The sequence below is a fragment of the Atopobium deltae genome, from assembly GCF_001552785.1.
Taxonomy (GTDB): Bacteria; Actinomycetota; Coriobacteriia; order Coriobacteriales; family Atopobiaceae; genus Atopobium; species Atopobium deltae.
Genome location: NZ_KQ959487.1, coordinates 88,162 through 114,386 on the forward strand (window position 1 = coordinate 88,162; position 26,225 = coordinate 114,386).

Below are 26,225 nucleotides of genomic sequence, written 5' to 3' on the forward strand. Positions count from 1 at the left end.
AAAGACCTCCTAGTCCTGTGTTACCACATGAAGCTCATCGGCAACACCTAAGAGTGTCAAAACACGAGCAACATTCTTTTGGGGGTTGACGCAGGTCAAGTGGCGCTGCGAGTCGGCGGCCTTGTGGGCGGCGCCAACAAGCACGCCAATACCTGTAGAGTCAATGTAGCTTACCTGTGCAAGGTCAACAACAATAGTTTTTGCATCGGGGTTCGCAAGCGTTTGGGTCAGCGCGTTGCGCAAGGTGTCGGCACACGAGACGTCGACCTCGCCGCTTACTACCATCGTAGTTGTATCTGCCGTATGTGTAAAAGAAACTGCAAGTTCCATACTCTTCCTTCCTCAGGCAGTCCCAATGCAGCATGTGGTGCTCATGTTCGGCGCTGCGTTATGGTGCTGCTTCATAGCGCACGTTGGTACTGCGCATGACACCCCTTTGTGGTGCTACTTTTGAGCTGGATTACCAAGGGCATCCTTCAAACCCTGTGCGCCAGAGCCTGATTTTTGCGGCTTGTTGAGCTCGTCGATATGCGACTGTGCGTAGTTCTTCACGTTTGCTTTATTATCGGGATCAGCAGCGACAGCCTTTGCATAAGCATCTTTTGCTGCATCAACCTTTTGATTTGCTTCGTACATCAAGCCCAGGTACAACCATGCCATCGCAAAGTCTTTACCTTCACCAGCGGTGTACTCTTCAAGCGCTTTGCGTGCCTCATCGGTTTTGCCCGCTAAAAATTGAGACATATACAAACGGGTGCGTACCTCGGGTGTCTCTTTTTGCTTCAAGTATTTTTCATACTGTGCAACAGCCTTGGTGTACAGATCTTGCACATGTGCTTTGGCAGTATCGTCCTTAATAAAGGAGCTTGCAGAACCCGCCCATGCCATATAGGTGTTGCCCAATTTAAAGATCTCGTCGATGTTCTTCTCGTCAGAAGAAACTTTAGCTTCTTGCTTGGTAACAGCATCTTTGTAGATGTTATCAACGTCCTTCATACTCGAAATTTTTTTCGTTTGCCGTGCGCCATTTTGCTGCGCTTGGCGAGCCATTAAGAAAGAAGAAAGCGACGGGAGCAAGACGGAAAGCACCATGAGCACGGCAAGAACGCCAACGATTACCACGGTTGCGCGCTTTTGCCTGTTGTTCTTCCGTTTTTTATGTTGATCCATATTCGTTCCTCACGATTAGGTGGTGCTTCGGTTTGAGTGCTGAGCGTTCTCTTTGCACTTACTATATATAAAGTGTCAAACAAGTATTACATAAAAAATGCGGCAGCGGAAATTCACAACACGAATGCTACAAATTTGAGAAGCGTGCGGTCTCGTTGCGCGGGACGAGAAGATCGGTCGAGCCGCACGGAGCGTCAGCGGGCATCAGCGTTGGCACCAGTGTCGGCGCGACGCTCTTGTTCGAGCTGCAGCGCCACATACTTCACGCATGTCACAAATACATCAAGAGCGGCATCGAGCTGTTCGAGCGTTGGGTAGCTTGGTGCAAGGCGAATATTCGAGTCTCGTGGGTCCTTCCCATAAGGCCAGCAAGCACCCGCTGCCGTAAGCTTGACGCCCAAACGCGCTGCAAGCGCACAAATGCGTTTTGCTGAGTTGTCGAGTCCTTCAAACGAAATAAAGTAACCACCTTTTGGATGCGACCAGCTAGCAATACCAAGGTCTGCAAGCTGCGCTTGCAGCTTGGTAAGCACCAACTCAAATCGCGGACGCAAAAACTGCGCGTGCTGACGCATGAGCTCGCGGATCTTCTCTTTTGATTGTAAAAATAACACGTGCTCAAGCTGCGACAGCTTATTGGGACACACGCGATGAATAGAAAAACCAGCCTTGAGCTCGGCAATGTCGTCAGGCGACGCCGCAACCCATGCCATACCCGAGCCAGGGAAGGTCATCTTAGAGGTTGAGGCAAATTCATACACCAAATTGCTTTTTCCGCACTCGTTCAGCGCCGTAAAGATATTGAGAAGTTCGTCGGCTGGCTCAAAAATATCGTGCATGCAATAGGCATTGTCCCAATAAATCCTAAAATCGGCGGCGGCGGGCTTAAGCGCTGCAAACGCACGAACTACCTCGTCGGAATAGGTAATGCCACTGGGATTGGCATACTTCGGGACACACCAAATGCCTTTGACGTGCTCGTCGTGTTCCACCCACTGACGAACCTGCTGCATATCGGGACCGTCTGGCGTCAACGACACAGGAACATTCATAAAACCAAACGCCTCGGTCAGCGCAAAGTGGCGATCGTAGCCAGGACACACACACAAAAAGATCAGTTCTTTTTGCCGTGCAAGCTGTTGTGCAAAAGGCGCACACCCCGCGATGCCGTGAATGTATGCGTGCTGCAGCGTGTCATACATGATGCTCAAACTCGAGGAGTCCCCTACCAGCACCTGTTCGGAGCTCACATCCAAAATCTCGGCGGCGAGCTTACGCGCTGAAGGCAGACCTTCGATGTAACCATAATTTGCAGCATCGACGGTATTATCGATAAGATCGCTGGCGTGATTGAGCACGTCAAGCATGGGGCGCGAAAGATTGACCTGCTCGGGATTTGGTTTGCCGCGAGCCATATCAAGACAAAACTTTTTATCTGCAATTGTTCGTATCAACTCTTCGAGCTTTGTAGCCTCTTGTGCAAGCTGAGTATCGCTTAATGATTGATAATAAGAAGACACGCTCACTCCAAACGTTATACGTCCTGGGTATGTCATATACTTTGCTATTGGGTAGTATAGCAATGTCCATACGACGAATTGAGACTTTATGACAACACAGGCACATAGAGCGCAAGCACACGGCTGGCGCGAAGCACACGCACACGCACGCGCAGCGCAGAAGCACGCCACAGGACTCACACAGCAACACACTGCAGCTCGAGCCGAAGGCTATGGTGAGCTGCAGCGTCTTATCGATAGCTTGTACAAAAACACCAAGCGGGTTTCTCATCTTGACTTAAGCATTCGAGCCGAGATGGAAGATCTTCCCGCCGATTTGCTTGAAGTGGTCGATCTGCTCCCCGCAGGAACCTATTCACGCAGTCGTATGTGCGATCAGCTTAATTCGATTATTACTGCTCACGGATGGGGCTACGTCTACGGAACCGTCTCATAAGCGACGAGTTGTAGAGGCGTACGGACACAATACCGAGACTGCCCGCGGCAACACTTCCCAGCAAAATAGCGCATTTAGCAGCTAAAACTTCTGCTGGATCGGGGAAGGCCATCGAGGCAATGAGGATGGACATCGTAAAGCCCATGCCGCCCATAATACCCACCGCCATAATCTGGCTCCAGCTGACATGCTTGGGCAGACGAGAAAATCCTACGCGCACTAGCGCCACCGTCACACCCACGATACCAATCGGCTTACCGATAACCGCACCGAAGAAGACACCCATCGCAATGGGATCAGTAATAAGCGCGCCAAAATCAGCACCTACGAGGCGCACCTGCGCATTCAAAAACGCGAAGAGCGGCAAGATAATAAAATGCACGGGCACGGAAATTTCGCGCTCAACGCGGACGAGCGGCGGTGTGACGTGATGTAACACGTGCTCGACCTTCTCGGCATTTTTAGTAAAACTGTGCTGACCCAAAATGTGGGTCTCGTCGTTGTACACATCATCCAATTTGCGCGCCTGTCCATTGAGCCAATCGCGCAGAGCACTCAGACGAATGTCGGATCGTGCGGGCAAGAAAAAGGCCAGGATAACGCCCGCGAGCGTAGCATGCACGCCAGATTTATACATACAAATCCATAAGAGAAGACCAACCACAAGGTACGGCTTGACCGTGTAGATGCGCGCCTTATTAAGACTCCAGAGCCCCAACATGGCAACGCCGCAGGCAGCGAGCCAAAAAACGGACGGAGTCTGCCCGTAAAATACCGCGATGACCACAATGGCCAAAATGTCGTCGGCGATGGCCAGCGTTTGGAAAAAGACTTTTGTCTCGGGTGTAATTTTGTTGCCCAAAAGCGACATAACGCCCAAGGCAAAGGCGATGTCGGTGGCAATGGGAATGGCCCAGCCGTGCGCTTGACCCGACGCGTTAAAAAAGATATACACGCAGGCAGGCACTACCACGCCGCCAACTGCCGCAAGCATGGGAAGCGCCGCTTGCCGCGGGCGACGCAGCTGTCCGACGGTCACTTCATATTTGAGTTCGATGCCCACGAGCAAGAAGAATATAGCCATGAGAAAATCGTTGACGAAGGCTTCGATACTCATGCTTATAGCAAAAGATCCTACCCCGATGCTCAGATCAGTCATAAAAAATTGATGGAGCGGTTCGTACATTGCCGAGTTGGCAACCATAACGGCCAGAAGCGCGGCAAATACCATTACCGCCGCCGAAACGGTGCCGTTCGACAAAAATTTACTTACTTTCGAACGTTTAACAAGGCGGTTTACCACCGATGTCTCGCGAATAATGGTCGAACGCTTTGGCAGTTCTTGCATCGCGGGCTTACCAGAACGTGGGGCCATAGTAACTCCTTCATCTCATACTATCTTCGTAGGTCTTCTCGACAGCATATGCTGTCTTGTGCGGGGCATACTGTTTCGCACGGCACATAGCGCTTCGTGCAGGGCGTAATGTTCTATACTGAAGTTATGCTGAAGCTAGACTAACACAGACAGGCTTTGGCGCAGGCGTACGCTCGCTTCAAAAAGCTTCAGACAATTTTGTTCTTCTTGTTCTGATTCTGTTCACAAAAGGAAGTTGCTTATGAACACTCAGCACATCGCTATCATTGCAGACTCTGGTACCGATCCAGGAATCTCGTTTATACAGGCGCATGATATTCGCATTATACCATTGCGCATTAACTATACCGACGGTTCGAGCTATCGATCCATGGTCGACATAAGTTCTGCTGAGGTCATACAGAGCTTCGAGAAAGAAATTCCAACGACCTCGCTCCCCTCGCCCGACGCCATCCAAAAAACCTTGGAACAGGCGCGCGCTGACGGCTATCAAAAAGCGATTATCGTCACGATTTCGAGTGGGCTTTCGTCAACGAATCAAACGGTCGGTCTTATCGCCCGCGACTATGCCGACTTTCCTGTGACCGTGCTCGATACCAAAAACATTGGCTTGGGGGCGGGACTTATTGTGCGGGCTGCAGCATTGCTGGCCGAAAAGGGTGTCGCGTACGAAGACATCATTCAAAAATGTACGCAGCTTACCGAGAATACCCGTCTTTGGTTTTCTACAAAAACCCTGTCGTACCTGCGCAAAGGTGGGCGCATTTCCGAAGCGACCTATCGTTTGGGCTCCATTTTAAACATCAAGCCTGTGATTACGTGCACACCCAAGGGCAAATATGCACCTGTGAAGAAGGCACGAGGGTTTCAGAAGGCGCTGCAAGAAGAGGTTAATTTTGTGGCGTGCTATGCGCAAAAGTTTTCCAGCGTTATTGTGGGGATTTGCTCGTCGAACTCTCAGGAGTGTGCGCGCGAGCTTGAACGCGCTATACGCGAGCGTCTAACCAACATTGCGCAGGTTATTCATACACAGGCGCCACCTGAGCTGCTTGTACATACAGGTCCCGATTTGGTGGGCATGTGTGTGCAGCCCAACATTTTTGAGTAGTCCGTATCGTGCTAGCTGGCTGCTACAGCGCTAGTGCTGCGCCGTGGTATTCGCTAAGTATTCTGCCAAAAACAATACAACCTGTGCGCTGGTATGCCCCGCTGTTTTCTCGAACACGGGGTATTCTACCTGCTGCGAATCGTCGGCCTTATCGGATATGGCACGAATAATCACAAAGGGAATGTTATTGAGCCAACAGGTTTGTGCAACCGAGGCGCCTTCCATCTCGCAGCACAACGCCTTAAAGTCGTGGGCGAGCTGCTGCTTTTTTTCGCGATCTGCAATAAATTGATCACCCGAAACAACGCGTCCCACAAAAACGTCAGCGGTACACTCGCTGCGCTTGCAGGCGTCGACGCAGGCCTGCTGCAGGGTTGTATCGGCAGGAAATGCGCGGGTGTGCAGGCCAGGCACCTCGCCTTGAGCGTAGCCAAAAATGCGTGCGTCAACATCGTGGTGCACCGCATCGGACGAAACCACAATGTCTCCAATGGCAATGCGATTATCGAGCGAGCCCGCCGCACCAGAATTGATAATGTGCGTAACGCCAAAGAGATCGATAAGAATTTGCGTACACACACTGGCATTAATTTTCCCAATCCCGCTGCGCACCACTACGACGGGGCATCCCTCAAGCGTGCCTTCCATAAACGTGGTGTGAGCGCGGTGGGTGGTAGTGGGCTGCTGCAAAACGTCACATAAAAGCTCCGCTTCGACATCCATGGCGCAGATAATACCCAGTTTCATGCTACTCGTCCTTTATTTTTGTGAGCGGTGCAAAACCCTTCATGAGTTTTTTCTTTTTGCCCGTACGGCTAAATACTATCTCAATAATATCGCCATCGACCGAAAGCACTATTCCCGTACCAAAGGTTTTATGCGCGACCTTATCGCCTACCGCAAAACTCTGATACGTGGGGTTGGCTTGCGCTTGCATGCGTGCCTGCTGTTTTTGTGTATCTGACTGGCGGTGCGCCGTGTTGGAGGAGCGGGTGGCGGAACCAAACACGCGGCCGCCATACATATCCGAACCCTGACCAGAACCAAAGGTACCGCGACGGTCACCGCGCTTTTCCCAACCAACACCCGAGAAGCCCGCCGAACCAACGCCTACCAGATGCACATGTTCATTAGGGATTTCGTTTACAAAACGGCTGCGAGGATTATTTTGCGTTGAGGTAAAGCTTCGGCGCATAACGGCGTAGGTCAAATACAGGCGACGACGGGCGCGGGTGATAGCCACGTAGGCAAGCCTGCGCTCCTCTTCGAGAAGGGCGGGATCGGCACCAAAGGTAGTATGCGGGAAAATACCATCTTCCATACCTGCGACAAAGACCACAGGAAATTCCAAACCTTTAGCGGCGTGCACGGTCATCATGGTTACTGCACTTGACGAACCCGCAAGGGTATCTAGGTCACTACGCAGGGCAAGCCATTCGACCAGTGCTTGCAATTTTTGTTCGGCAACAGCAGGACGACGCAACGGCGACGACGAGGGCTCTGCGGCTGTTGACACGGCTGCGGGCTGCGGCGCTGCGGGCTGCGTGGCAGCAACTGCCTCGGCGACTGACGCGCCACCCTGCACACTTTCGTCGGCCCCCAGCACGCCCGCCTCTTTGAGCTGCGCTAACGATTCGAGCAACTGGTCGGTATCCTGGTGCGTTTCGTCAAATTCGGCAACGACGCCAAAGAATTCCTGGATATTCTCAATACGACTGCGCGCGTCGACGGTGTTCTCAGCCTGGTAGGCTTGAATGAGCCCCGCTTTATCGACAATCGCTTGCGCCACGTCGGGCAGCTCGCCCGTCATATAGTGGCAAGCCTCGATAGCGCTCGTAAAGGTCGCCAGCGAATTGCGCGCCTTCGTGCTCAAGAGGCCCTCTTCGGCAATGCACGCCTGCGCTGCCGAGAAAAACGACAGCCCGTAACGCTGCGCAAACTCCGAAATTTTGGCAACCGACGTCGTACCAATGCCGCGACGAGGCACGTTGATGACGCGGCGCGCCGCAACGTCGTCGTCGGGGTTCACCACGAGCTTGATATAGGCCATGACATCGCGAATTTCCTGACGATCGAAGAAGCGCGTGCCACCCACGATTTTGTAGGGAACGCCCGCGCGCAAAAACATATCTTCCAAAATACGCGACTGCGCATTGGTGCGATAAAAGACTGCCACGTCATCGTAGCTGGTATTATTCTGATGCAAGGACTCGATTTCCGATGCAATCCAGCGCCCCTCATCGCGTTCGTCCGCCGCCTGATACAGCTGGACCTTATCGCCATACGAACGCGATGTAAATAGCTGCTTGGCCTTGCGATGAATATTGTGCGCCACCACGGCGTTGGCCGCCGCCAGAATATGACCTGTTGAACGATAGTTTTCCTCGAGTTTAACCACCACGGCATCTGGATAGTCCTTCTCGAAATCAAAAATATTTTGAATATCGGCGCCGCGCCACGAATAAATCGACTGATCATCGTCACCCACGACCATCAAATTTTTGGATCGCGCCGCCAAAAGATTCGTAATTTTGTATTGCACATGGTTCGTGTCCTGATACTCGTCCACCGAAATGTGCGAGAAGCGGTCCTGGTACTTTGCGAGCACCTCAGGAAAGCCGCTCAAAAGCATGTAAGCATAGACGAGAAGATCGTCGAAGTCCATCGCATTGGCCCGACGCAGGCGTTTTTGCAGCTCATCGTAGACATCGGCGCTTTTTCGCGCCATGGGGCTCTGGGCAGAGTCGGCCATTTCTTGTGGCATGATCAGCGCATTTTTTGCAGCCGAAATCTGCACGCGAATAGCATTGAGTGGGAACGATTTTTGCTCGATCTCCAAATCGTTCATGATAGCTTTGACCAGGCGTTTAGAGTCATCGTCATCGTAAATCGTAAAGTTGGGCCTAAAGCCGAGCAGCGCAGCATCGTCTCGCAAAATGCGCACGCATAGGGCGTGGAAGGTGCAAATCCACATGCCGCGCGTTTGTTCGGCAAGCAGTTGCTGCAGACGGTCGCGCATCTCGGCAGCAGCTTTGTTAGTAAAGGTGATCGCAAGTATTTGCCACGGACGCACGCCTTTGTCAGCAATAAGATGTGCGATGCGATAGGTCAACACGCGCGTTTTGCCCGAGCCAGCACCAGCCAACACCAACAAAGGGCCGTCGGTTGTTGCAACGGCTTTTGCCTGCGCGGGATTAAGACTCGAAAAATCAATTGCCATGACTACTCCAAAACGTACGTTCGTGCGTTGATCCAAATCTGCGTTGCTAGTATACGCTGTCAGCAAGACATCACTGTGTGCTGACCATATTGTGCCTTACTGTGTACCAGTCAAGTCTAACGGCAAACCTGTGTTGCGCGCTACTCAGATCACAATTCGTACGATAAGCAAAGATTATGTGGGTATATATCCTGCATCCACCCTGCATTTGTTTTGATTCACCTTTTGTATTTGCCCTACCTCTGGAGTGACCTGCGTGCTCGAACAATTTTTGCTCACATATCTTGACGCTCGCACTGGCGAGAATACCGACGGCGAAAAGCCCGCGAACCAGCCCAGCGAGCGTATCAGCGCCTCCCCTGCACTGGCGCGCCAGCGCTACGGCGTGGCGGTATGCATTGTGGGCATTGCGCTTAACGTGGGACTTTGCATTTTTAAAGGGCTTATCGGCCTGGCAGCGGGATCGCTGTCCATCTGTGCTGACGCGCTCAACAATCTGACCGATGCCATCTCAAACATTGTCGCTATTCTCGGCTTCCAGCTGGCCGCAAAACCTGCCGATAAGGGTCACCCCTATGGGCACGGACGCTACGAGTACGTGAGTGCGCTGATCGTTGCCGTGCTCGTGGCAGTGTTGGGCTTTGAACTGTTGCGTTCGGCGGTCGAGAAGATCATAAGCCCGACGCTCACAAACTACAGCATCGTTACCTACGTGGTGCTCGCTGTATCGGTTGCTATCAAATTTTGGATGGCAAACTTTAACAAATCCGCTGGTCAGCGCATTCAATCTGAAAGCTTATACGCCGCCGCGATCGACGCAAAAAATGACGGCATTGCCACTGCAGCAGTTCTTGTATGCGCTGTGCTCAGCACCATGAGCCCGTTTAATTATGATGGTTGGGTAAGTTTTGGGGTGGCCCTCTACATTATGTACAGCGCCTACGAACTTATCGTCACCACGATTGATCCGTTGCTCGGGCGTGCACCATCCGACGAATTTATCGCCCATATCCACGCCACCATTACGAAGCACCCCGAGGTGTTGGCGACGCATGATTTAATGGTGCATAACTATGGACCAGGCCGACTGTTTATGAGCGCGCATATCGAGATGCCTGCCGAGATGGATTCGTTGGCCGCGCACGCCGTGCTCGATGCCATTGAGCAGGAGTTTTTTGCTGAAGGCATTTCGTGTATTTTGCATTACGACCCCATTGTTACCGACGTATCGCATACGGCAACCTTGCATAGTTGGCTTGCGTGGCGTATTCGCTCCATCGATCCGCGCCTCACCATCCATGATGTGCGCTGCACGCACACGCATTCGCATCACCATATTGATCTGGATTGTGTGCGCCCCGACACGCTACCCATGAGCGATCAGGAGCTTCGCGAGGCTATCTGCACCATTATTCGCACGCGCTATGATGACGCGGTTTGCAACATTACCATTGACCACGACTTTTTAGAGATCGACACACAGAAATGAGTGATAAGCCATGTCCCAACGCGCAGCAACACAACTCGATAAAGCGGTCGTCGCACGCACGATACAACGTTTTTGGGATGTCACCAAAAAGGCACCTGGCATGGCGGCGCTGGCGGTCGTCACCTCCGTTGCGTACATCACACTTTTGACCTACATCAACACCTGGATCATGAGTTTGATTGTCGACCGCGTGCAGCAAGCCAATGTTGAGCACGACCAAGTATGGCAGGTGTTTGGCGTCTATATTGTGGCGCTGTTTGTGACCAATGCAGCAGGACAGATTTGCTCAAAGCTGCAGGACTATTCCGTCTATAAGCTCGGCATTCACGGAGACTACCACCTCTATCACCTGTGTTTTAACAGGCTTTCGCAGCAATCCATGACCTTTCATTCCAACCACTTTAGTGGGTCGCTCGTATCGCAAACCACCCGCTTCGTGGGCGCATATTCGGCGCTGGTCGACGTAGTGGTGTACTCGCTTATTCCGACCATTGCCTCCGTCGTGTGTACCATTATTGCTTTGGGCGCTGTCATTCCCGTTTTTGTGGTGGTGCTCAGCGCGATGCTCATTTTGTATTTGGTGGTTGCCACGCGCATGTATCAAAAAATCATGCCCTTATCGGTAAAAACTTCCGAAGCCCACAACCGCCTTTCGGGCATTGTGTCGGATACCATAACCAACATTTTGGCGGTGCGTACCTGCGGTCGAGAAGATTTCGAAACCGACCTCTTTAACAACGCTACCGAGAAGACCAAGCAAGCCGCCAGTCGCTCCATGCATGCCATGGTGCAACGTGGCTTTGCCACAAGCGCCCTTATCACCTTTATTATGGTGGTGACCTCGATTTTTGTAGTGGGAGGCAACGCGTGGTTTGGGATTTCGGCCGGTAGCCTGGTCATGATTTTTACCTACACCTACCAGCTGTCCATGCGTTTTAACTACATCAACTCCATGATGGCTCGCATCAATCGCGCTATTGGCGAGGCGGCCGAGATGACCAAAATTCTTGACGAGCACCAGCTTATACAGGATAGCCCCGACGCGACCGAGCTCAAGGTCACCCGTGGCTCCATTCGCTTTGATCATGTGAGTTTTGCGTATCGCGATCAGGATCAAAACGAAAAGGTCTTCGAAGACATCACGCTTGACATTGCCGCTGGTCAGCGCATTGGTATTGTTGGTCGCTCGGGTTCGGGAAAGACGACGCTTACCAAACTGTTGCTGCGCCTCTCCGATATTCAGGCTGGGTATATTTACATTGACGGACAAGACATCACGCACGTCACGCAAAAAAGTTTGCACCACAATATTGCGTATGTGCCACAAGAAGCACTGCTCTTTCATCGCTCTATTCGAGAAAACATTGCGTATGGTCGTCCCGATGCAACAGATGAGCAAATCTATGAGGCAGCGCGCCAAGCCAATGCGCTGGAATTTATCGAAGCTCTGCCGCATGGATTTGCAACGATGGTTGGTGAGCGAGGTATAAAACTCTCGGGCGGGCAGCGTCAGCGCATTGCATTGGCCCGCGCCATCCTTATTGATGCGCCCATTTTGGTGTTGGACGAAGCCACCTCGGCACTCGACTCCGAAAGCGAGGCGCTCATACAGGATGCGCTTGCAAAACTCATGTACGGACGCACTGCGCTCGTTATTGCACACCGCCTTTCGACGGTTGCAACCCTTGATCGTATTGTGGTGCTACACGATGGAAAAATTGCAGAGGATGGCACCCACGACCAGCTCATTAGTGCTGGTGGTGAGTACAGTAAGTTGTGGAGTCGCCAGACGGGTGCATTTTTGGATGATGCCTTGTACGAGCAGGAATAGCATCCTGTACGCAACACCTGTGCTCAGGGCCCTATTCGCTCAACTCAAACTCACTTAGCTCAATCTGCCGAAAACGAATGCCGCAGGTCATAAGCACGCGACGTGCAATCTGGCTGTCGACTCTGTCCTTATACTTATCAAAAAGGTATACCACTTCGCCAATGCCCGCCTGCGCAAGCGTTTTTGCGCACTCGTGGCATGGGAACAGCGTAACGTAGACGGTGGCGTGATGCATATCCTTCAGGCTGCCGCGATAGTTAAGAATGGCGTTGGCCTCGGCATGAATCACGTAGCTGTGCTTATCTTCCAGCGGATCATCCGAATCGCCCCAAGGGAAATCATCGTCCGAGATTGGCGACGGCGTCCCGTTGTACCCCACCGATAAAATGCGATTATGAACATCGGCAATACATGCACCGACCTGCGTTTTTGGATCTTTACTTCGCAACGAGGCAGCAATCGCTACACGCATAAAAAACTCGTCCCAAGAAATAACCTGACTGCGCTTATCTGGCATAGTGGATCCCTTCACTTTACCTATACAATCGCCCAACCATACAGCCGAAACGTTTTTAAAATGCCCTTGGTACCAGTATAATGAATGTTCATAAGTTCATGTTGTGGCAACAATGACGCGATACATCAGAAGAGGGGCATTTGTCATGAATTCTCGTGGTTCATATAAAACAAAGCAACGAGAAGATATTATCGCATACCTCAGTGATCACAAAGACCATTACTTCTCGGTCGATAGCATTTATGCAGCACTGCGCGAGTTAGGCAGCGAAATTGGTCGTACCACGGTGTATCGCAACCTCGAGCTTTTGGCGGCCGAACACATCGTCTTCAAGGCGTTCTCGCCTAAGGCAGAGGCGTTGTATCGTCTCGCCCCCGAAACCAATGCGGCGCAGCTGGTGTGTTTATCATGCGGCAAGGCTTTTGCGGTCGACTGCACCATGGTTGAGGATTTTACCTCGCATATTAAGGCTGAGCACGGATTTATCGTTAATGGCGAGAAGACCATCCTGTATGGCACCTGCCCTGAGTGCCTTCCCAAAGTCAAAGCGGAGCAAGCTGAACAGGCCACCGACGCCGCCTCAGAAGCCGACGAGCTCGACACAACGGACTAAGCTTCAGTCTAACGAATTTCCACCGCGGTATATCCTGCCTCTTGTACCGCGCGCTCAAGCTTGCCGTTAGAAACTAACAATCCCGCATCAACCTGCGCAGTTCCAGATTCGAGTGACACTTTTACATTTTTAACGCCTGGTACAGCTTCGAGTGCTTGTTGTACGTGCTGTTGGCAGTGCTGGCAGGTCATGCCCTCAATGCATATTGTTTTGTGTTTCATAGCTTTTCCTTCCTTCTTGCCACAGTAATCACCACAAAGACCGCTGAAGTTATCACCCGTCGGTTTTCTCGTATTTCTCAATATCTTTGAGCAGGGGTCTTATCGCCAACCACCGTCGCCTCGTTTCGGGCAAGTGAGCGGATAAGCAATTCTACCCGTCCCCGTGTGAAAAACCTTGTTGGGCTCGTTATGCAGCGTCAAGGCTGTTGAAGCTGTGAGAATGAACTTCCCTTTGTCGTGATCGACATCGCATTCGTGGCGCACCGCATCCCAAATGCTAGGAACCACTTGCTATTCATCGATAAGCTGCGGGCGCTTTTCATATGATTTACTATACACTTTTCAGACGATCTTCTCGATACGTACCCTGTTGTAAATGCTCAAGCAGTGCGGTTTTGGAGCCCTATGAAATGCGACAGGTATACAGCCGCAGCGCGTTAGTTACCACAAACACTGATGAGAAACTCATCGCGAGCGCCGCCATCATCGGGTTAAGACTTATGCCAAACGGCGTGAACAAACCCATCGCCACGGGAATGCATAGCGCATTATAAATAAAAGCCCAAAACAGATTTTGCTTCATCGTGCGCGTAATGGCATGCGAAAGACCAATCGCTTTGATCACGTCGGTTGGTGAGGAGTGCATCAGGACAATATCTGCCGACTGCATCGCAATATCGGTCCCCGCGCCAAGCGCAATGCCCACGTCCGCGCGCGCCAACGCTGGCGCATCATTAATGCCATCGCCCACCATGGCAACGTGCTTGTTTTGTTGTTGCAACTGTGCAACGACCTCTTGCTTTTGCGTGGGTAGTACCTCCGCTCGCATGTCGAGAAGACCGAGCGTTTGCATAACATGCTGAGCAGTTTTGGTTTGATCGCCCGTAAGGAGCATCGTGTGCAGACCCTGGGCATTGAGCTTCGCGATCGCGTGCGCGGCGTCTGGTTTTATCGTGTCCTGCAATGCCATAAAGCCGCACAGGCCATCCCCTATTGCACAAAATAGTACGGTCGCACCTGTGTTCATCTGCGCATATGCTTCTTGGAGCAGGGCGGTTTGGCGGGGATCGTCCTCGTGAAGCAAGCCTAAGCGATTCATCAGGCGCTGGTTGCCCATACAGACGCGCACGCCATCGACAGTCGCTTCAAGCCCTTCGCCAGGGATTTGTGCAAACTGCTCGACGGTTTCCTCGGTCTCGCTCGACTTATTGACAGGAGTGGACCCCACCCGATTAGACGACTCATCAATATAGTTCACGATGGCGCGCGCTAAGATGTGCTCGGATTTTTGCTCGAGCGCGTAGATGTACGCCAGCGTTTCGGCTTGGACGGGCGACGCAGCAGGCCCATCGGACAACGCGGCGGCTGACTCGTCCGACGTCTTGTCATCAAGCCACACAACCTTGCTCACCTGCGGCGTGCCCGTTGTGAGCGTGCCGGTCTTATCGAACACCACGGTGTCGATCGTGCCCGCGGTTTCGAGCGCTTGTGCGTTTTTAATCAGAATGCCCATGCGAGCGGCTCGACCCGTCCCCACCATGAGCGCCGTTGGCACCGCAAGGCCAAGCGCACAGGGGCACGAAATCACCAACACCGACACCGCATGCTTTAGAGCCGCAGAGAAGTTCTGCGGATCTGCAAAGCCGTACCAAGCCACAAAGGTGATAAGTGCGAGCGTCATGACAATTTGCACGAATACGGCGGCAATTTTGTCGGCGAGGCGTTGCATAGAAGCCTTGCTCATTGTGGCTGCATCGACCATGCGGACAATTTCGGCAAGCACGGTATCTTGCCCGACAGCCTCGGCGCGCATCATAAGCCAGCCCGATTGCACCAGCGTCGCAGCATTGAGCTTATCACTAGGATGCTTCGTCACAGGCAACGGCTCACCCGTCAGCGCCGATTCATCGATGCTCGCCTCTCCTTCGAGCAACACGCCATCGACCGCGAGCGACTCTCCTGTTTTTACAATAAGCGTATCTCCCACGACGACCTTCTCGACAGGAATGGTCAACTCCTGACCGTCGCGTACAACCGTTGCTGTGGATGGCACCAAATGCAGCAGCGATGAAAGGGCGCTGGTCGTTCTACCCTTGGCGCGCGCTTCAAAATATTTGCCCAGGGTAATGAAGGTCAAAATCATGCCCGCTGAATCAAAATAAAGGCCATGCACAGCATGCATCAGCTGCATCATATCGGCGCGCTGGTACGCCTGCCACGCGACCGCCAACATACCTAAACTATACAAATATGAAGCCGCTGATCCAAGCGCAATAAGCGCGTCCATCGTGGGCGCTCGCTGAACAAGTGACGAGAAGCCCGACGCAAAGTACGAACGATTGATCCACATGAGCGCAGTCGCAAAACAGAGCTGCAGTACTGCTTGCATGGCAAAGCCTTCGAGTATGGCCAGCATAGGTGGCATATACCATCCAAACATGGGACCCATGGCAAGATAAAAGAGTGGCACTGAGCAGATGAGCGAGGCTATGAGCTGCTTTTTCTTTTTGATAAAGGCGCGCTGGGCCGCCGTGGTAGGTGCTATGGTGTTGGGTGCTGCTGCGGTGGTTGATGTGCTGTTCGCTGCCTCATTTTGCCACGCTTTAGTGCCCTGCAAACTGGCGTCTTGCGCCTCTGAAGCTTGTTCAGCGGCTTGGCGCGATGTTGCTTTATATCCCGTTTTTTTAACTGCATCAATGATGCAAGTGCGCATCTCGGAGCTTCCATCAAACGAGACGTTCATCGTGTTGGTCAAGACGTTGACGGAAACATCATGCGTACCAGGCACTGCTTCGACTGCCTTTTGTACCCGATTTTGGCAGGCTGAGCAGGTCATCCCCTCCACATCGAAAGTTTCGGAAGCGAGTGCGCAGGGCTTATCAGTCTGTACTTTTGTCTGAGCTGTTCTAGACACAATAAATCATCCTCAAATAGTTGCTGCGGTATCCGTTACCGCGTTATCGCGCTACCGCGTGTTACCACATGCTGCGGCGTGTTGGTCGCACGCACATTGTTGCCACGCATATCGTTACATGTTTATGATCGGATATATATCTACTACCCATGCTCAAGACATTCTTTCGATTGAAAAGCGGCATTTTAAGCAAATGAAGCCGCACCAACAAAGGTAGGGCTCCATTACTTGCATTGTTATATTGCGCCGTTGTTATGACCCGCAACGTTACTCATGAGCGGCAACGTTACGCTACGCTTGCACTGGCACGCAGTCATGCCATAGTCGCACATCAAATGCTTGTTAATCGCGCGTTACACGCACAGTTTACTTGGTCTTCTCGGCAAGATACTGAGTACGCTTGAAGAGCACAAACAGGCTGCCGCCAATAATTTTGAGCAGCGCGGCGAAGCTATTATAGTCAGCCGCGGTCGAATCAAACGAGGTAAAACCCCACGAAAACGAAACAGCGGTCAACACACCACCAGCGACAACAAAGACCAGCATGTGGCTGACACCGTTCATGAACTGCGCAAAGATGGCCTGCATTCTGATGGATTCGAGTAAGGTGGGTGCAACGGGACTCATTCGCTTTGGATCACCCACCGCCGCACAGATTATCGTGAGTGAAACTGACCCCGCAGGACAGATTGCTCAGTCACTTGCAGGGTCAGAAACGCGTCTTATGATTGCGAACTAGTCACGCAAACGTGTTCGCGAAATAAGTTGCACAACGTAGCGCAACAAAGCGCAAAAATTAGTCGTCCAAAACGACAACGGCCTTGATAAGGTCAGCGGGCTTTTGCTTCATCAAAAGCAGGGCCTCTTCCACATGATCCCAACCATGGAAAATGTGCGTGATCTCGGGACGCAAGTCCAGGCGACCAGCCGAAACAAGGCTTGCGAGCTTCTCCATGCGCAGACGACCACCAGGCATAAGGCCGCCACGAATGTCCTTGTGACCCATACCAACACCCCAGTCGGTACGAGGAATGGTAACGAAGTCGCCCGAGCCAAGGTAGTTGACGTTGCCAATTTTTCCGCCAGGCTTCAAAGCCTTTACGGCCTGCTCAAAGGTGTGGACGTTACCGCCAGCAACGCATACACGATCGACGCCCTTGCCATCGGTCATAGCAAGCACCTGATCGGCAATAGGACCATCTTTGTACGAAATGAAGTCGGTAGCGCCATAGCCACGAGCAGCCTCAACACACGCAGGACGAGTGCCTACGGCAATAATGCGAGAAGCACCGCGAAGGCTAGCGCCAGCAACAGACATAAGACCAACGGGGCCAATGCCAATAACAAGAACAGTGTCACCAAACTGGACATCGGCAAGCTCAACAGCGTGGAAGCCCGTAGGAACCATGTCGGACAGAATGCAGGCGTCAGCAGAATCGATATTCTCGGGAAGGTGTGCAAGGTTGCCATCAGCATCGTTAACGTGGAAGAACTCAGCAAAAACGCCGTCTTTGAAGTTCGAGAATTTCCAACCAGCCAGCATGCCACCCGAGTGCATGGGGTAACCTGCCTGCGCCTCAAGCGAATTCCAGTCGGGGGTAATGGCGGGAACCAAAACGCGGTCACCAGGCTTAAAGTCGCGAACAAGCTCGCCGACCTCGACAACCTCGGCAGAGCACTCGTGACCCAAAATCATATCGTGGCGATCGCCAATGGCGCCTTCCCACAAGGTATGAACATCAGAGGTACAAATAGCAATAGCGAGTGGTTTACAAATGGCATCAAGAGGGCCACAGGTCGGGCGTGGTTTCTCAATCCAGCCAGACTCACCAATCTTCAGCATTGCATAACCTTTCATAAAACCCCTTTCTATGAAGTTCATTGGCGGACTCAAGCAGCCCGCATCTACAAGTGTGCTCCTGTAATCTGCATACAGATATAACTAGTTTGTATGCACGGAACCATATGGACCAGACGGTCCATACCATGTACCGTTCCCTCATAGAGACAAACTGATTCATATAGTTTTTACCAATCCGACAAGCGTTTTAAATTGACCGTTTATCGCGTTTCCTATGCAGAATTTGTGACTCACACGACCGCTCAAAAAACTAATTCGGTTTTCAATTTCATTTTAGAGAAAAAAGTTTTACAATAGCTTCGAGCAATACCGATGAAGGAGTTTCCATGCAATCGATACCACAAAACACCACATGCGCCGCACAAAACGCCTGCGCGGCCGCAATGCGCACCACATCCCGCAGAACACAGCTCGCAACAACGCTTCTAAGCTTTGTTCTTCTCACCTGCCTTGCGAGCTTTTTAGCCCTTAACCTGAGCGGCTGTGCTGGCAAATCACCTTCAAACACGGGATCGAATGCAACAAGCTCCTCCCCCAACGCCGCAGGAAAGCAAACGATTTACACCACGTTTTTCCCCGTCTACGACCTTACCAAGCGCATCGTTGGCGATAAAATGGACGTCAAAATGATCATCAAAGGCAACCAGGAGCCTCACGATTTTGAGCTGCAAGCTGCCGATATGGCTAACATTTCTAAGGCGCGCCTCATTGTATATAACGGTGCGGGTATGGAAAACTTCATCGATGATCTGAAAGCAAGCGCCAAGGATGACTCGAAGTTTTTGGATCTTTCGCAGGGGCTCACCCTTTTGCAAAGCAAGGATGCCAAAAAGGATGATCACTCGAGCGTGAATCCGCACACTTGGTTAAGCATCAAAAATGCCTTGGTTGGCCTCAATACCATTTACACCAAGCTCGCAAGTATCGACCCCGATAATGCCGACTACTACAAAGCGAATTACGAAAAAGCAAAGGCCGAATTTGAGGCGCTCGACAAAAAGTTTACGGACGCCCTCGCGCCAATTCCTGCCGAGAAGCGCTACTTTGTCGTTTCACACGCAGCCTTTAACTATCTGGCACAGGACTACGGCTTAAAACAGGTGGCTGTAACTGGTATTTCTCCAGAAGATGAGCCCTCAGCAGCCCAGCTTGCGACCATCGCCGACTTCGTCAAAAAGCACAAGATTTCAACCATTTTCTTTGAAGGCAAGGCCACGCCCAAGGTCGCCGATACCCTCGCAAAAAACACGGGCACAAAGACCGACACCATCTACACGATGGAAAGCCTCACAGAAGATGAGCAAAAGCAGGGTTACCTCGCCTTGATGGAGCATAACCTCAAGGTGCTCACCAGGGCACTGCAGGCTTAAGCTCGCGAGAAGATCAAGCTGACGAGAAGATCAGGTTTTACATGCACGACATTCTTGACATACACGACCTTCAGTTTTCGTACGAGACGCATCCTGACGCACAGCCCATCTTGGATGGCCTTGATCTGACGGTTGCACGTGGAAGCTTCACGGCCCTTATCGGCATCAACGGCGCTGGTAAATCAACTCTTATGAACCTTATTCTGGGTAATCTGAAGCCTGCGAGGGGCAGTATCAAGCTCTTTGGCGATGACCAAAGTCGCAACAATCACTATAAGGACCTCGCGTACGTATCGCAGAACTCCATTCTCGCGTACAAAAACTTCCCCACGACCCTGGAGGAGGTTGTGCGCATCCACTTGAAACACCTCAAAAAGCAGGCCGACGTCACCGAACTTCTCGACACCGTCGGTTTGACCGAACACTTTAACAAGAAGCTCTCCCAGCTTTCGGGCGGACAGCTGCAACGCGTTGGTCTTTTGCTGGCGCTCATCAAAGACGCGCAGCTCATTTTGCTTGACGAGCCGACCAGCGGCATCGATAAGGCTTTCTCGCGAGAGCTGTATCGCATCCTCAAGACACTGACACAACAAGGCAAAACGGTATTGCTCATTACCCATCATTTGTCAGACGCCCTTGAGTTTGTCGATAAGGTCGTTCAGCTTGCCGACGGGCGTTGCAAGCAGGTACAACCCGAAGCAGTTCGCTGCGATATGGGGGTGTGCTAATGGACGTCTCGTTGCTTGACATGCTGAACTACGACTTTATGCAGCGTGCGTTTATCGTCGGCACCATTTTGGCAGCGCTTTTGCCCTGCATTGGACTGCCCATTTTGCTGAAGCGCTTCTCGATGATGGGCGACACCTTGTCGCACGCCTCGCTTGCCGGTGTTGCAATTGGTTTGTGCTTTGGCTTTAATCCCCTGCTGGGATCAGTGGTGAGCTGCATTATTGCTGCTTTGAGCATTGAACTTATCAGCGCAAAACTCAAATCCTACCAGGAGATTTCCACCGTCATTGTGCTGGCCGCTTCCATTGGTCTGGCGGGTATTTTTACGAGTATGGCAGGCAATAGCAATTCCATTAGTTCATACCTCTTTGGATCGATCGTCACCATTGATGACGCTGAGCTGCTTTTTGTGATTGGCGTCGCAGCGGTGGTTGTCGTGAGCTATGCCCTTCTTTATAAGCGCCTGTACCTCGTCGTTTTTGACCCCGTATCGGCACCCTTGCTGGGCATTAACGTCAAAGCGCTGAGCTTTATCTTTTCGTTTTTGGTGGCCATCACCGTATCGATTGCTGCAAAAACGATTGGTTCGCTCATTGTTTCGTCGTTACTGGTCGTGCCCGTTATTAGCGCGATGCAGTGGAGCAAAAGCTATCGTTCAACCCTAGCGCTGTCCTGTGTGTTGTCGCTGCTTGCGGTGTATGTCGGACTAAGCGTGTCGTACGTAGCGAACTTACGCCCCGGTGCCGTCATCGTACTTATATCGGTCGGTATCCTGCTGGTTTCGCTCGTCTGCAAAAAGAAATAAAAAGAATTGACCTCAAAGATTTACGTAAGAAATTGGTGATTACATGATTGCTCAACGCTTTAACACTCGTACCAAAATCGCGATAAGTGCTGCCTTGTGCGCTGCCCTTATTGGAGGTGGGTATGCGCTCGCACAAAAAGGCCCCGCTGCCAAGCCTCAGTCTGCACCCGTTGCCTCCCATAAGGCGGCTGCCAAGATAACGACTGGTACGTTTAAGGAGAAGCCCCGCGCGTATGTTGGCGATAACACCACGCAGGTGCTCATCGACGCACCCAAAGTTTCGGCCGACCAGATTGTCAAAATCATTAAACATGGTGATCACTGGCATGTGTTCACCAAGGATGGCCGAGAAATCATCACGTATACCGACCCCACCAAAGCAAAGAATGCAGGACAGCTGCAAAGCACCAGCAAGGTGGTTTCGAAAAACGAACTGAAGAAGATTGATCCCAATACCGTGGTAAAGCTGCTCAAACACGGCGATCACTGGCACATTTTTACGGCTGGCGGCCAAGAGTATGTAAGCTACACCGATCCACGCCCGTTTTATCCGAATGCGTATGTCGGTACCTATGAGGGCAACCACGCCGCTCTGCCTGGGTCTTCGGGCGGCAACGGCGGCGCTGGTGGTGGCACGACGCACCAGACGAACCATCCAAGTGGCGGTAACGCAGGTGGCGCGGGCACGACCCCTTCCGTGCCAGGACTGAACTTCGTGCAGGTTGTGAGCTTGGAAGAGCTTGCTAAAAAGCCCATCGTAAAGATTCTGCAGCATGGGGATCACTACCACGCCTACACGGCCGACGGTACGGAGTACATCACTTACGGCGACCCTCGTTCGGTATTTCCTCATATCACGATAGGTACCTACGAGGGAAACCATGGCACAACACCTGCGCCTGGCGGCAACCCCGCGCCAGAGCCTGCACCCAGGCCCATCCCCGATAACCCTAACGATCCCAAGCGTGTCGTGCGCATCCAAAAGCACGGCGACCACTGGCACATTCACCACGCCGACGGCACCGAAAGCATCACGCACACCGACCCCGCCCCACTGTACCCCCACATCAAAATTGAGGAGTACGACGAGAACCACGGCCATCACTTTGAGCCGCTCAACCCCGACGAGAAGCTCAACTACGATGATGTCGAGGCAAAGCTTATTGTTCCTCTGGAGAAAATCACCTACGGCAATGTGATCCATACCTCGGGATTCGATCGCGAAAATCAGCGCTTCATCATCCCGCATTTTGATCACTACCACTATGTCTCGATAGAAACGATCATTCAATTCTGCAAGGTTAAGGATCCCAGCTTCGGCGGTTACTCGGCTCGCGATGTTGTGGCTACCCTGAAGTACTTAATCGAGCATCCCGAGGCACGTCCCGAGGGCCACAATGGTTGGGGCAATGCTGCCAAGCCTAAGCCAAAGCCAGCCCCTGCGCCCGGTGGTGGCACGGGCGGTACGGACGAAACGCCTGATGCTCCGAAGCCCGATAAGCCCAAAAAGCTCGTGCGCATTGTGCAAGAAAACAAAAAGTGCTGGGTTTTGTACTATGATAACGGCAGCACCTGGATCGTCTTTAAAAACCCTGCGCAAGATTACCCCAACGTTAAGATCGAGAAGTTCGACGATGTCCCCAACGCTGGCATGACGGCAGAAGAAATCACAAACACCTATGCCAAGAAATACGGGATGACAATCGATGAATTTGAGGACCGCATCATCAAGCTGCCCTACAGCGCGCTGCAAAACATCAAGTTTAACGATGACGGAACTGTCGTCATTCACGGAAAGACTTACGTGTTCAAGAAGCTGTAGCACGCAGCCTAAATGCATCGCAGCACTGCTAACGTTACAATAATCAACTTGATCGTCACCTCTTAAAAGCATCCCCTCTGTAGATACAACAATCTATAGAGGGGATCTTATTTAGTAGAGGAATACTACCGACTATTTGATGTCGGCCAATTCAAGATCATACGCTCAATATAGCGCAGCTTACTGCATCTTTTAAGATCCTAGATCCTGCTAGAGCAGTGCGTCTTCCCATTCTTCCTGTTTAAAACCAATCAAGATGGCATTGTCGAGAATGACAAGCGGGCGTTTTACCAACTTCCCATCGCTTGCCAAAAGCTCAATCTGCTGTTTTTCGGTCAGGGTAAGAAGCTTATCTTTAAGCCCTAACTCACGATACAGCACGCCACTTGTATTAAAGAAGCGCTTGAGCTCTTTGTCACTTTTTGTATACCAGTTTGTCAGTTCTTCAACCGTGGGATTATCTTTTGTGATGTCACGATCCTCATAGACCAAGCCGTGATCATCAAGCCATTTTTTGGCACGACGACAAGTTGAGCACCTTGGGTATTCCAAAAATAACACAATAGCCTCCCCTTATTTGAGCTACATACGAACTTCGTACGCAAGTAACGCATTAACCAAGATTTTTATACCCTGGTATGCGCAATTCAAGCACACTTTAAACGTCTCGCAAACATGAGCCACGCATGGGATCGGGCGCTGCTCTGAACGCAACCCAAATGCGGGTAGCAGCCTTAATCCAAAAAAGCAGCGTAACCGCTATGGAAGAACCTCATGACCGAAAGCATCTTTTGATATGCCTGCTCACGCCGCGGAGTCCTGCGTACGATGTCGGCAAAAATCAAAAAATACGAGCGCGCAAAAATCTGGCTCATTTCTTCAGACAGGACGGGCTTCTCGACAGGATGCTCGAGACGGTCTTGCTGCTGCTGATAGCGAGCCGTGCTTTGAAGCTCAATATTTACCAAACGATCGATAAAGCTGAGCCATGATGTGCCTTCGGATTTATCCAAGATGAGAAGGACCTCTTCTCGATGATCGTAGATGCACGTTAGAAACGCGCTCGTGAAGCCGAGCGAGAAATCATACATGACGTGCATATTTTGCTTGCTGGCTGGCTGCTCGAAAAAGGTGACGTTTGCTTTGATCATCAGATCAAGCAGCTCGTTGCCAACAGGAGAAACAAGTGCATCAAACAGGCCTTCTTTGCTCTCGAAGTAACCGTAGATGGCGCCCGTCGTCAGACCACTTTTTTTGGCTATGCGACGCAGCGAGGCTTTTTCGAAGCCCTTCTCGGCGAACTCTTGGAGGGCAAAATGCATATACGTTCGCGCGATTGGACACCTTTTTGGGTAAGCGGCGCGACAGGTACAGCGGGCACGGCCGTTATTTCGGGAATGGTCGTTGTCCTGTTTGATGCACTATTCATAAACGCTTAAACTTTCGCGAGTTTCCAGCCAGCGGCCTTTTGACGAGCCTGGATAAAGTCAGCATAGAGGCCCTTTTGCGCAACGAGCTCGCTGTGCGTGCCACGCTGCACAATGCGACCAGCATCGACGACCAAAATCTGATCGGCGTGCATAATCGTCTTGAGGCGATGAGCAATCATGATGACCGTCTTGTGTTTGGTGAGCTCGACGATTGCCTTTTGCAATTCTAACTCATTTTCGGGATCGACATTTGCGGTTGCCTCGTCGAGCACGACAATCGGCGCGTCACGAAGCATGGCACGCGCAATCGAAATGCGCTGGCGCTGTCCGCCCGAAAGCAGAGCGCCATTCTCGCCCAACTTGGTTTGATAGCCGTCGGGCAGTTGCTTGATGAATTCCTCACAACAGGCTCGACGAGCTGCAGCAACAACCTGTTCGTGCGTTGCTGCAGGCGTTCCAAACGCGATGTTATTCTCGATAGTATCGTCAAACAAAAAGACGGATTGGAAGACGGTTGAAAAGTTCAGCATGAGTGATTCGATCTGGTACTCGCGGATGTCGTGGCCACCGATCGTAATGCTTCCCGCGTCAACGTCCCAGAAACGCTGGAGCAGGCGCACGAGCGTCGTCTTGCCCGAGCCCGAAGGGCCCACCAACGCACAGGATGTACCTGCGGGAATGCTGAGGCTCACGTCATGCAGGATTTGGTGCGTGTCGTACGAGAAATTCACGTTGCGCACGGCAATGTCGAGTGCGTGCGGATTTGGGGTCGCAAGTGCTGCGGCAGAGGTGGCGGCGGAAACGCCAGCCTTGAGCATTTTGTCGCCCTCGGGCATAGCCTTGGTTGCCAGAGTCGCATTCACACGATCCATGATCGCATCCAGCGAGCGCAGCGCGGTAGAAAACATACCCGACATCTCCAAGCGACTAAAGAGCATGAAGGATGCGGCAATCAGCGTCAAACAAATCGCAGGGTCTGCAGCTTCAAACAGAAGCTTATAGCAGCTCAACAGGCACACGACCAGACTCGCTCCCTTCGCGATACAGGCTTGCAACAACGCAAAACGAATACCCGCATACTCAAGCTGCACGAGGGTCTTCTCGCACTCGTCAATAGCACAGGCCAGATGACTTTGCGCGTCGTCAACAAGCGAAAACGCGCGCACGACCGAAATACCCTGCACGTACTCGAGCACCGCGTTGACAATAGTGCGCTGCGCCTTGACCTGTCGCTGCGCAAAGCTACGCACATAGCCCTGCAACGCCTCGATGGTTATCGAGAAGAGCACGAGCGTGCCAAAACTCAAGGCGCCAAGACGCCAGTCGAGCACACACATCGACAAGCAAATGATCAGCGAAAATGACATGCCACCCAAAATCATCTGATAAGCAAGGCCACCCAGATTTTGCATGATGTCCAAATCGTTAGTGACAAGGGTAGTCACTTCGCCGAGGTTCTTATCGTTAAAGAATCCCATGGGGAGCTTGCGCAGATGATCGGCCACTTCGGCGCGCTTGTAGCCCGCCATAGAATAGTTGGCATGACAAAAATTCTGGCTCGACAGATGGGCCATAATGGCCGCGCCGCAAATGCTAAAGGCCATGATTGCGGCCGCCACTATCGCCGTCGTGGGCGACAGGGTTTTATGCACCAGAGCGCTCAGCACAATCCACAGCGCCGTTACCTGGAAGCCTTCGAAGAAGGAGCGCAAAAGGGTGAAGAGAAGACCGCGGCGCAGATACGGGGCAAACACCGCGCCAAAGGCAAAGTATTTCTTGAAGATGGAGAACATG

At 52.0% G+C, this 26,225-nt stretch carries 24 protein-coding genes; 10 read left to right on the plus strand and 14 right to left on the minus strand.

Annotated features, from left to right (window positions below):
- Window positions 1-9: 9 nt before the first annotated feature.
- From HMPREF3192_RS02165 to HMPREF3192_RS02175, 3 genes are all read right to left on the minus strand, one after another.
- Window positions 10-330 carry an STAS domain-containing protein gene (locus HMPREF3192_RS02165; protein WP_066304946.1) on the minus strand — a complete coding sequence of 107 codons (321 nt, stop codon included), beginning with the start codon at window positions 328-330 and terminating at the stop codon, window positions 10-12.
- A gap of 114 nt (window positions 331-444) precedes the next feature.
- On the minus strand, window positions 445-1,170 hold the full coding sequence (locus HMPREF3192_RS02170; protein WP_066304947.1) for a tetratricopeptide repeat protein: 726 nt from the start codon (window positions 1,168-1,170) through the stop codon (window positions 445-447).
- A 194-nt stretch (window positions 1,171-1,364) separates the two neighbouring features.
- A complete protein-coding gene (locus HMPREF3192_RS02175; RefSeq protein WP_082715567.1) occupies window positions 1,365-2,690 on the minus strand; it encodes an aspartate aminotransferase type Ic in 1,326 nt (441 codons plus the stop codon).
- An 88-nt stretch (window positions 2,691-2,778) separates the two neighbouring features.
- On the opposite strand from HMPREF3192_RS02175, the gene HMPREF3192_RS07065 reads away from it, so the two are divergent.
- The gene (locus tag HMPREF3192_RS07065) at window positions 2,779-3,126 is read left to right on the plus strand and encodes a hypothetical protein (protein ID WP_331696489.1); all 348 of its coding nucleotides are present in this window, start codon (window positions 2,779-2,781) and stop codon (window positions 3,124-3,126) included.
- On the opposite strand, the gene nhaA is transcribed toward HMPREF3192_RS07065, so the two are convergent.
- The gene (gene nhaA / locus HMPREF3192_RS02185) at window positions 3,083-4,501 is read right to left on the minus strand and encodes a Na+/H+ antiporter NhaA (RefSeq protein ID WP_197414541.1); all 1,419 of its coding nucleotides are present in this window, start codon (window positions 4,499-4,501) and stop codon (window positions 3,083-3,085) included. The two genes, HMPREF3192_RS07065 and nhaA, sit on opposite strands and share 44 nt — an antisense overlap.
- 241 nt (window positions 4,502-4,742) lie before the next feature.
- On the opposite strand from nhaA, the gene HMPREF3192_RS02190 reads away from it, so the two are divergent.
- Window positions 4,743-5,609, plus strand: a complete 867-nt coding sequence (locus HMPREF3192_RS02190) for a DegV family protein (RefSeq protein WP_066304951.1) — start codon at window positions 4,743-4,745, stop codon at window positions 5,607-5,609.
- Window positions 5,610-5,639: 30 nt separating this feature from the next.
- On the opposite strand, the gene HMPREF3192_RS02195 is transcribed toward HMPREF3192_RS02190, so the two are convergent.
- Complete coding sequence (locus HMPREF3192_RS02195) at window positions 5,640-6,356, minus strand: 5'-methylthioadenosine/adenosylhomocysteine nucleosidase (RefSeq protein WP_066304953.1); 717 nt, start codon at window positions 6,354-6,356, stop codon at window positions 5,640-5,642.
- 1 nt (window position 6,357) lies between these two features.
- A complete protein-coding gene (locus tag HMPREF3192_RS02200; protein WP_066304955.1) occupies window positions 6,358-8,829 on the minus strand; it encodes an ATP-dependent helicase in 2,472 nt (823 codons plus the stop codon).
- Window positions 8,830-9,085: 256 nt separating this feature from the next.
- Here HMPREF3192_RS02200 and HMPREF3192_RS02205 point away from each other — a divergent pair, with 256 nt between their 5' ends.
- The gene (locus HMPREF3192_RS02205) at window positions 9,086-10,318 is read left to right on the plus strand and encodes a cation diffusion facilitator family transporter (RefSeq protein ID WP_231723330.1); all 1,233 of its coding nucleotides are present in this window, start codon (window positions 9,086-9,088) and stop codon (window positions 10,316-10,318) included.
- A 10-nt stretch (window positions 10,319-10,328) separates the two neighbouring features.
- Window positions 10,329-12,149 carry an ABC transporter ATP-binding protein gene (locus HMPREF3192_RS02210; protein ID WP_066304956.1) on the plus strand — a complete coding sequence of 607 codons (1,821 nt, stop codon included), beginning with the start codon at window positions 10,329-10,331 and terminating at the stop codon, window positions 12,147-12,149.
- Window positions 12,150-12,180: 31 nt separating this feature from the next.
- Here the strand turns inward: HMPREF3192_RS02210 and HMPREF3192_RS02215 are convergent, their stop codons facing one another.
- Window positions 12,181-12,666, minus strand: coding sequence for a deoxycytidylate deaminase (locus HMPREF3192_RS02215; RefSeq protein WP_066304957.1), 486 nt, complete (start codon window positions 12,664-12,666; stop codon window positions 12,181-12,183).
- A gap of 145 nt (window positions 12,667-12,811) precedes the next feature.
- On the opposite strand from HMPREF3192_RS02215, the gene HMPREF3192_RS02220 reads away from it, so the two are divergent.
- Complete coding sequence (locus HMPREF3192_RS02220; protein WP_082715568.1) at window positions 12,812-13,279, plus strand: Fur family transcriptional regulator; 468 nt, start codon at window positions 12,812-12,814, stop codon at window positions 13,277-13,279.
- A gap of 8 nt (window positions 13,280-13,287) precedes the next feature.
- On the opposite strand, the gene HMPREF3192_RS02225 is transcribed toward HMPREF3192_RS02220, so the two are convergent.
- The 3 genes from HMPREF3192_RS02225 to HMPREF3192_RS06890 all read right to left on the minus strand — a co-directional run bounded on the left by HMPREF3192_RS02225 (window position 13,288) and on the right by HMPREF3192_RS06890 (window position 16,960).
- Entirely contained in the window at window positions 13,288-13,500 is a 213-nt protein-coding gene (locus HMPREF3192_RS02225; RefSeq protein WP_066304959.1) for a heavy-metal-associated domain-containing protein, read from the minus strand.
- 403 nt (window positions 13,501-13,903) lie between these two features.
- Complete coding sequence (locus HMPREF3192_RS02230; protein WP_156422832.1) at window positions 13,904-16,414, minus strand: heavy metal translocating P-type ATPase; 2,511 nt, start codon at window positions 16,412-16,414, stop codon at window positions 13,904-13,906.
- Between the two features lie 366 nt (window positions 16,415-16,780).
- Window positions 16,781-16,960 (minus strand): hypothetical protein, encoded by a 180-nt coding sequence (locus tag HMPREF3192_RS06890; RefSeq protein WP_331696494.1) that lies wholly within the window; start codon window positions 16,958-16,960, stop codon window positions 16,781-16,783.
- On the opposite strand from HMPREF3192_RS06890, the gene HMPREF3192_RS06895 reads away from it, so the two are divergent.
- Window positions 16,959-17,153: a DeoR/GlpR family DNA-binding transcription regulator gene (locus tag HMPREF3192_RS06895; RefSeq protein WP_197414552.1), complete on the plus strand. Its 195-nt coding sequence runs from the start codon at window positions 16,959-16,961 to the stop codon at window positions 17,151-17,153. The genes HMPREF3192_RS06890 and HMPREF3192_RS06895 overlap by 2 nt on opposite strands.
- A gap of 57 nt (window positions 17,154-17,210) precedes the next feature.
- Here the strand turns inward: HMPREF3192_RS06895 and HMPREF3192_RS02240 are convergent, their stop codons facing one another.
- Window positions 17,211-18,272 (minus strand): NAD(P)-dependent alcohol dehydrogenase, encoded by a 1,062-nt coding sequence (locus tag HMPREF3192_RS02240; protein ID WP_066304965.1) that lies wholly within the window; start codon window positions 18,270-18,272, stop codon window positions 17,211-17,213.
- Window positions 18,273-18,601: 329 nt separating this feature from the next.
- Between HMPREF3192_RS02240 and HMPREF3192_RS02245 the strand changes: the two genes are divergently transcribed.
- The 4 genes from HMPREF3192_RS02245 to HMPREF3192_RS02260 are packed head-to-tail and all read left to right on the plus strand — an operon-like array spanning window position 18,602 to window position 23,001.
- On the plus strand, window positions 18,602-19,645 hold the full coding sequence (locus tag HMPREF3192_RS02245) for a metal ABC transporter solute-binding protein, Zn/Mn family (RefSeq protein ID WP_231723331.1): 1,044 nt from the start codon (window positions 18,602-18,604) through the stop codon (window positions 19,643-19,645).
- Between the two features lie 41 nt (window positions 19,646-19,686).
- A complete protein-coding gene (locus tag HMPREF3192_RS02250; RefSeq protein WP_066304967.1) occupies window positions 19,687-20,373 on the plus strand; it encodes a metal ABC transporter ATP-binding protein in 687 nt (228 codons plus the stop codon).
- Window positions 20,373-21,179, plus strand: coding sequence for a metal ABC transporter permease (locus tag HMPREF3192_RS02255; protein WP_066304971.1), 807 nt, complete (start codon window positions 20,373-20,375; stop codon window positions 21,177-21,179). Before HMPREF3192_RS02250 ends, HMPREF3192_RS02255 begins: the two co-directional genes overlap by 1 nt.
- 43 nt (window positions 21,180-21,222) lie before the next feature.
- A complete protein-coding gene (locus HMPREF3192_RS02260; protein WP_066304973.1) occupies window positions 21,223-23,001 on the plus strand; it encodes a hypothetical protein in 1,779 nt (592 codons plus the stop codon).
- A gap of 210 nt (window positions 23,002-23,211) precedes the next feature.
- On the opposite strand, the gene HMPREF3192_RS02265 is transcribed toward HMPREF3192_RS02260, so the two are convergent.
- The 3 genes from HMPREF3192_RS02265 to HMPREF3192_RS02275 all read right to left on the minus strand — a co-directional run bounded on the left by HMPREF3192_RS02265 (window position 23,212) and on the right by HMPREF3192_RS02275 (window position 26,224).
- On the minus strand, window positions 23,212-23,562 hold the full coding sequence (locus HMPREF3192_RS02265; protein WP_066304975.1) for an arsenate reductase family protein: 351 nt from the start codon (window positions 23,560-23,562) through the stop codon (window positions 23,212-23,214).
- A gap of 173 nt (window positions 23,563-23,735) precedes the next feature.
- On the minus strand, window positions 23,736-24,323 hold the full coding sequence (locus HMPREF3192_RS02270; protein ID WP_066304977.1) for a TetR/AcrR family transcriptional regulator: 588 nt from the start codon (window positions 24,321-24,323) through the stop codon (window positions 23,736-23,738).
- Between the two features lie 113 nt (window positions 24,324-24,436).
- Window positions 24,437-26,224: an ABC transporter ATP-binding protein gene (locus HMPREF3192_RS02275; protein ID WP_066304979.1), complete on the minus strand. Its 1,788-nt coding sequence runs from the start codon at window positions 26,222-26,224 to the stop codon at window positions 24,437-24,439.
- Window position 26,225: the final 1 nt, after the last annotated feature.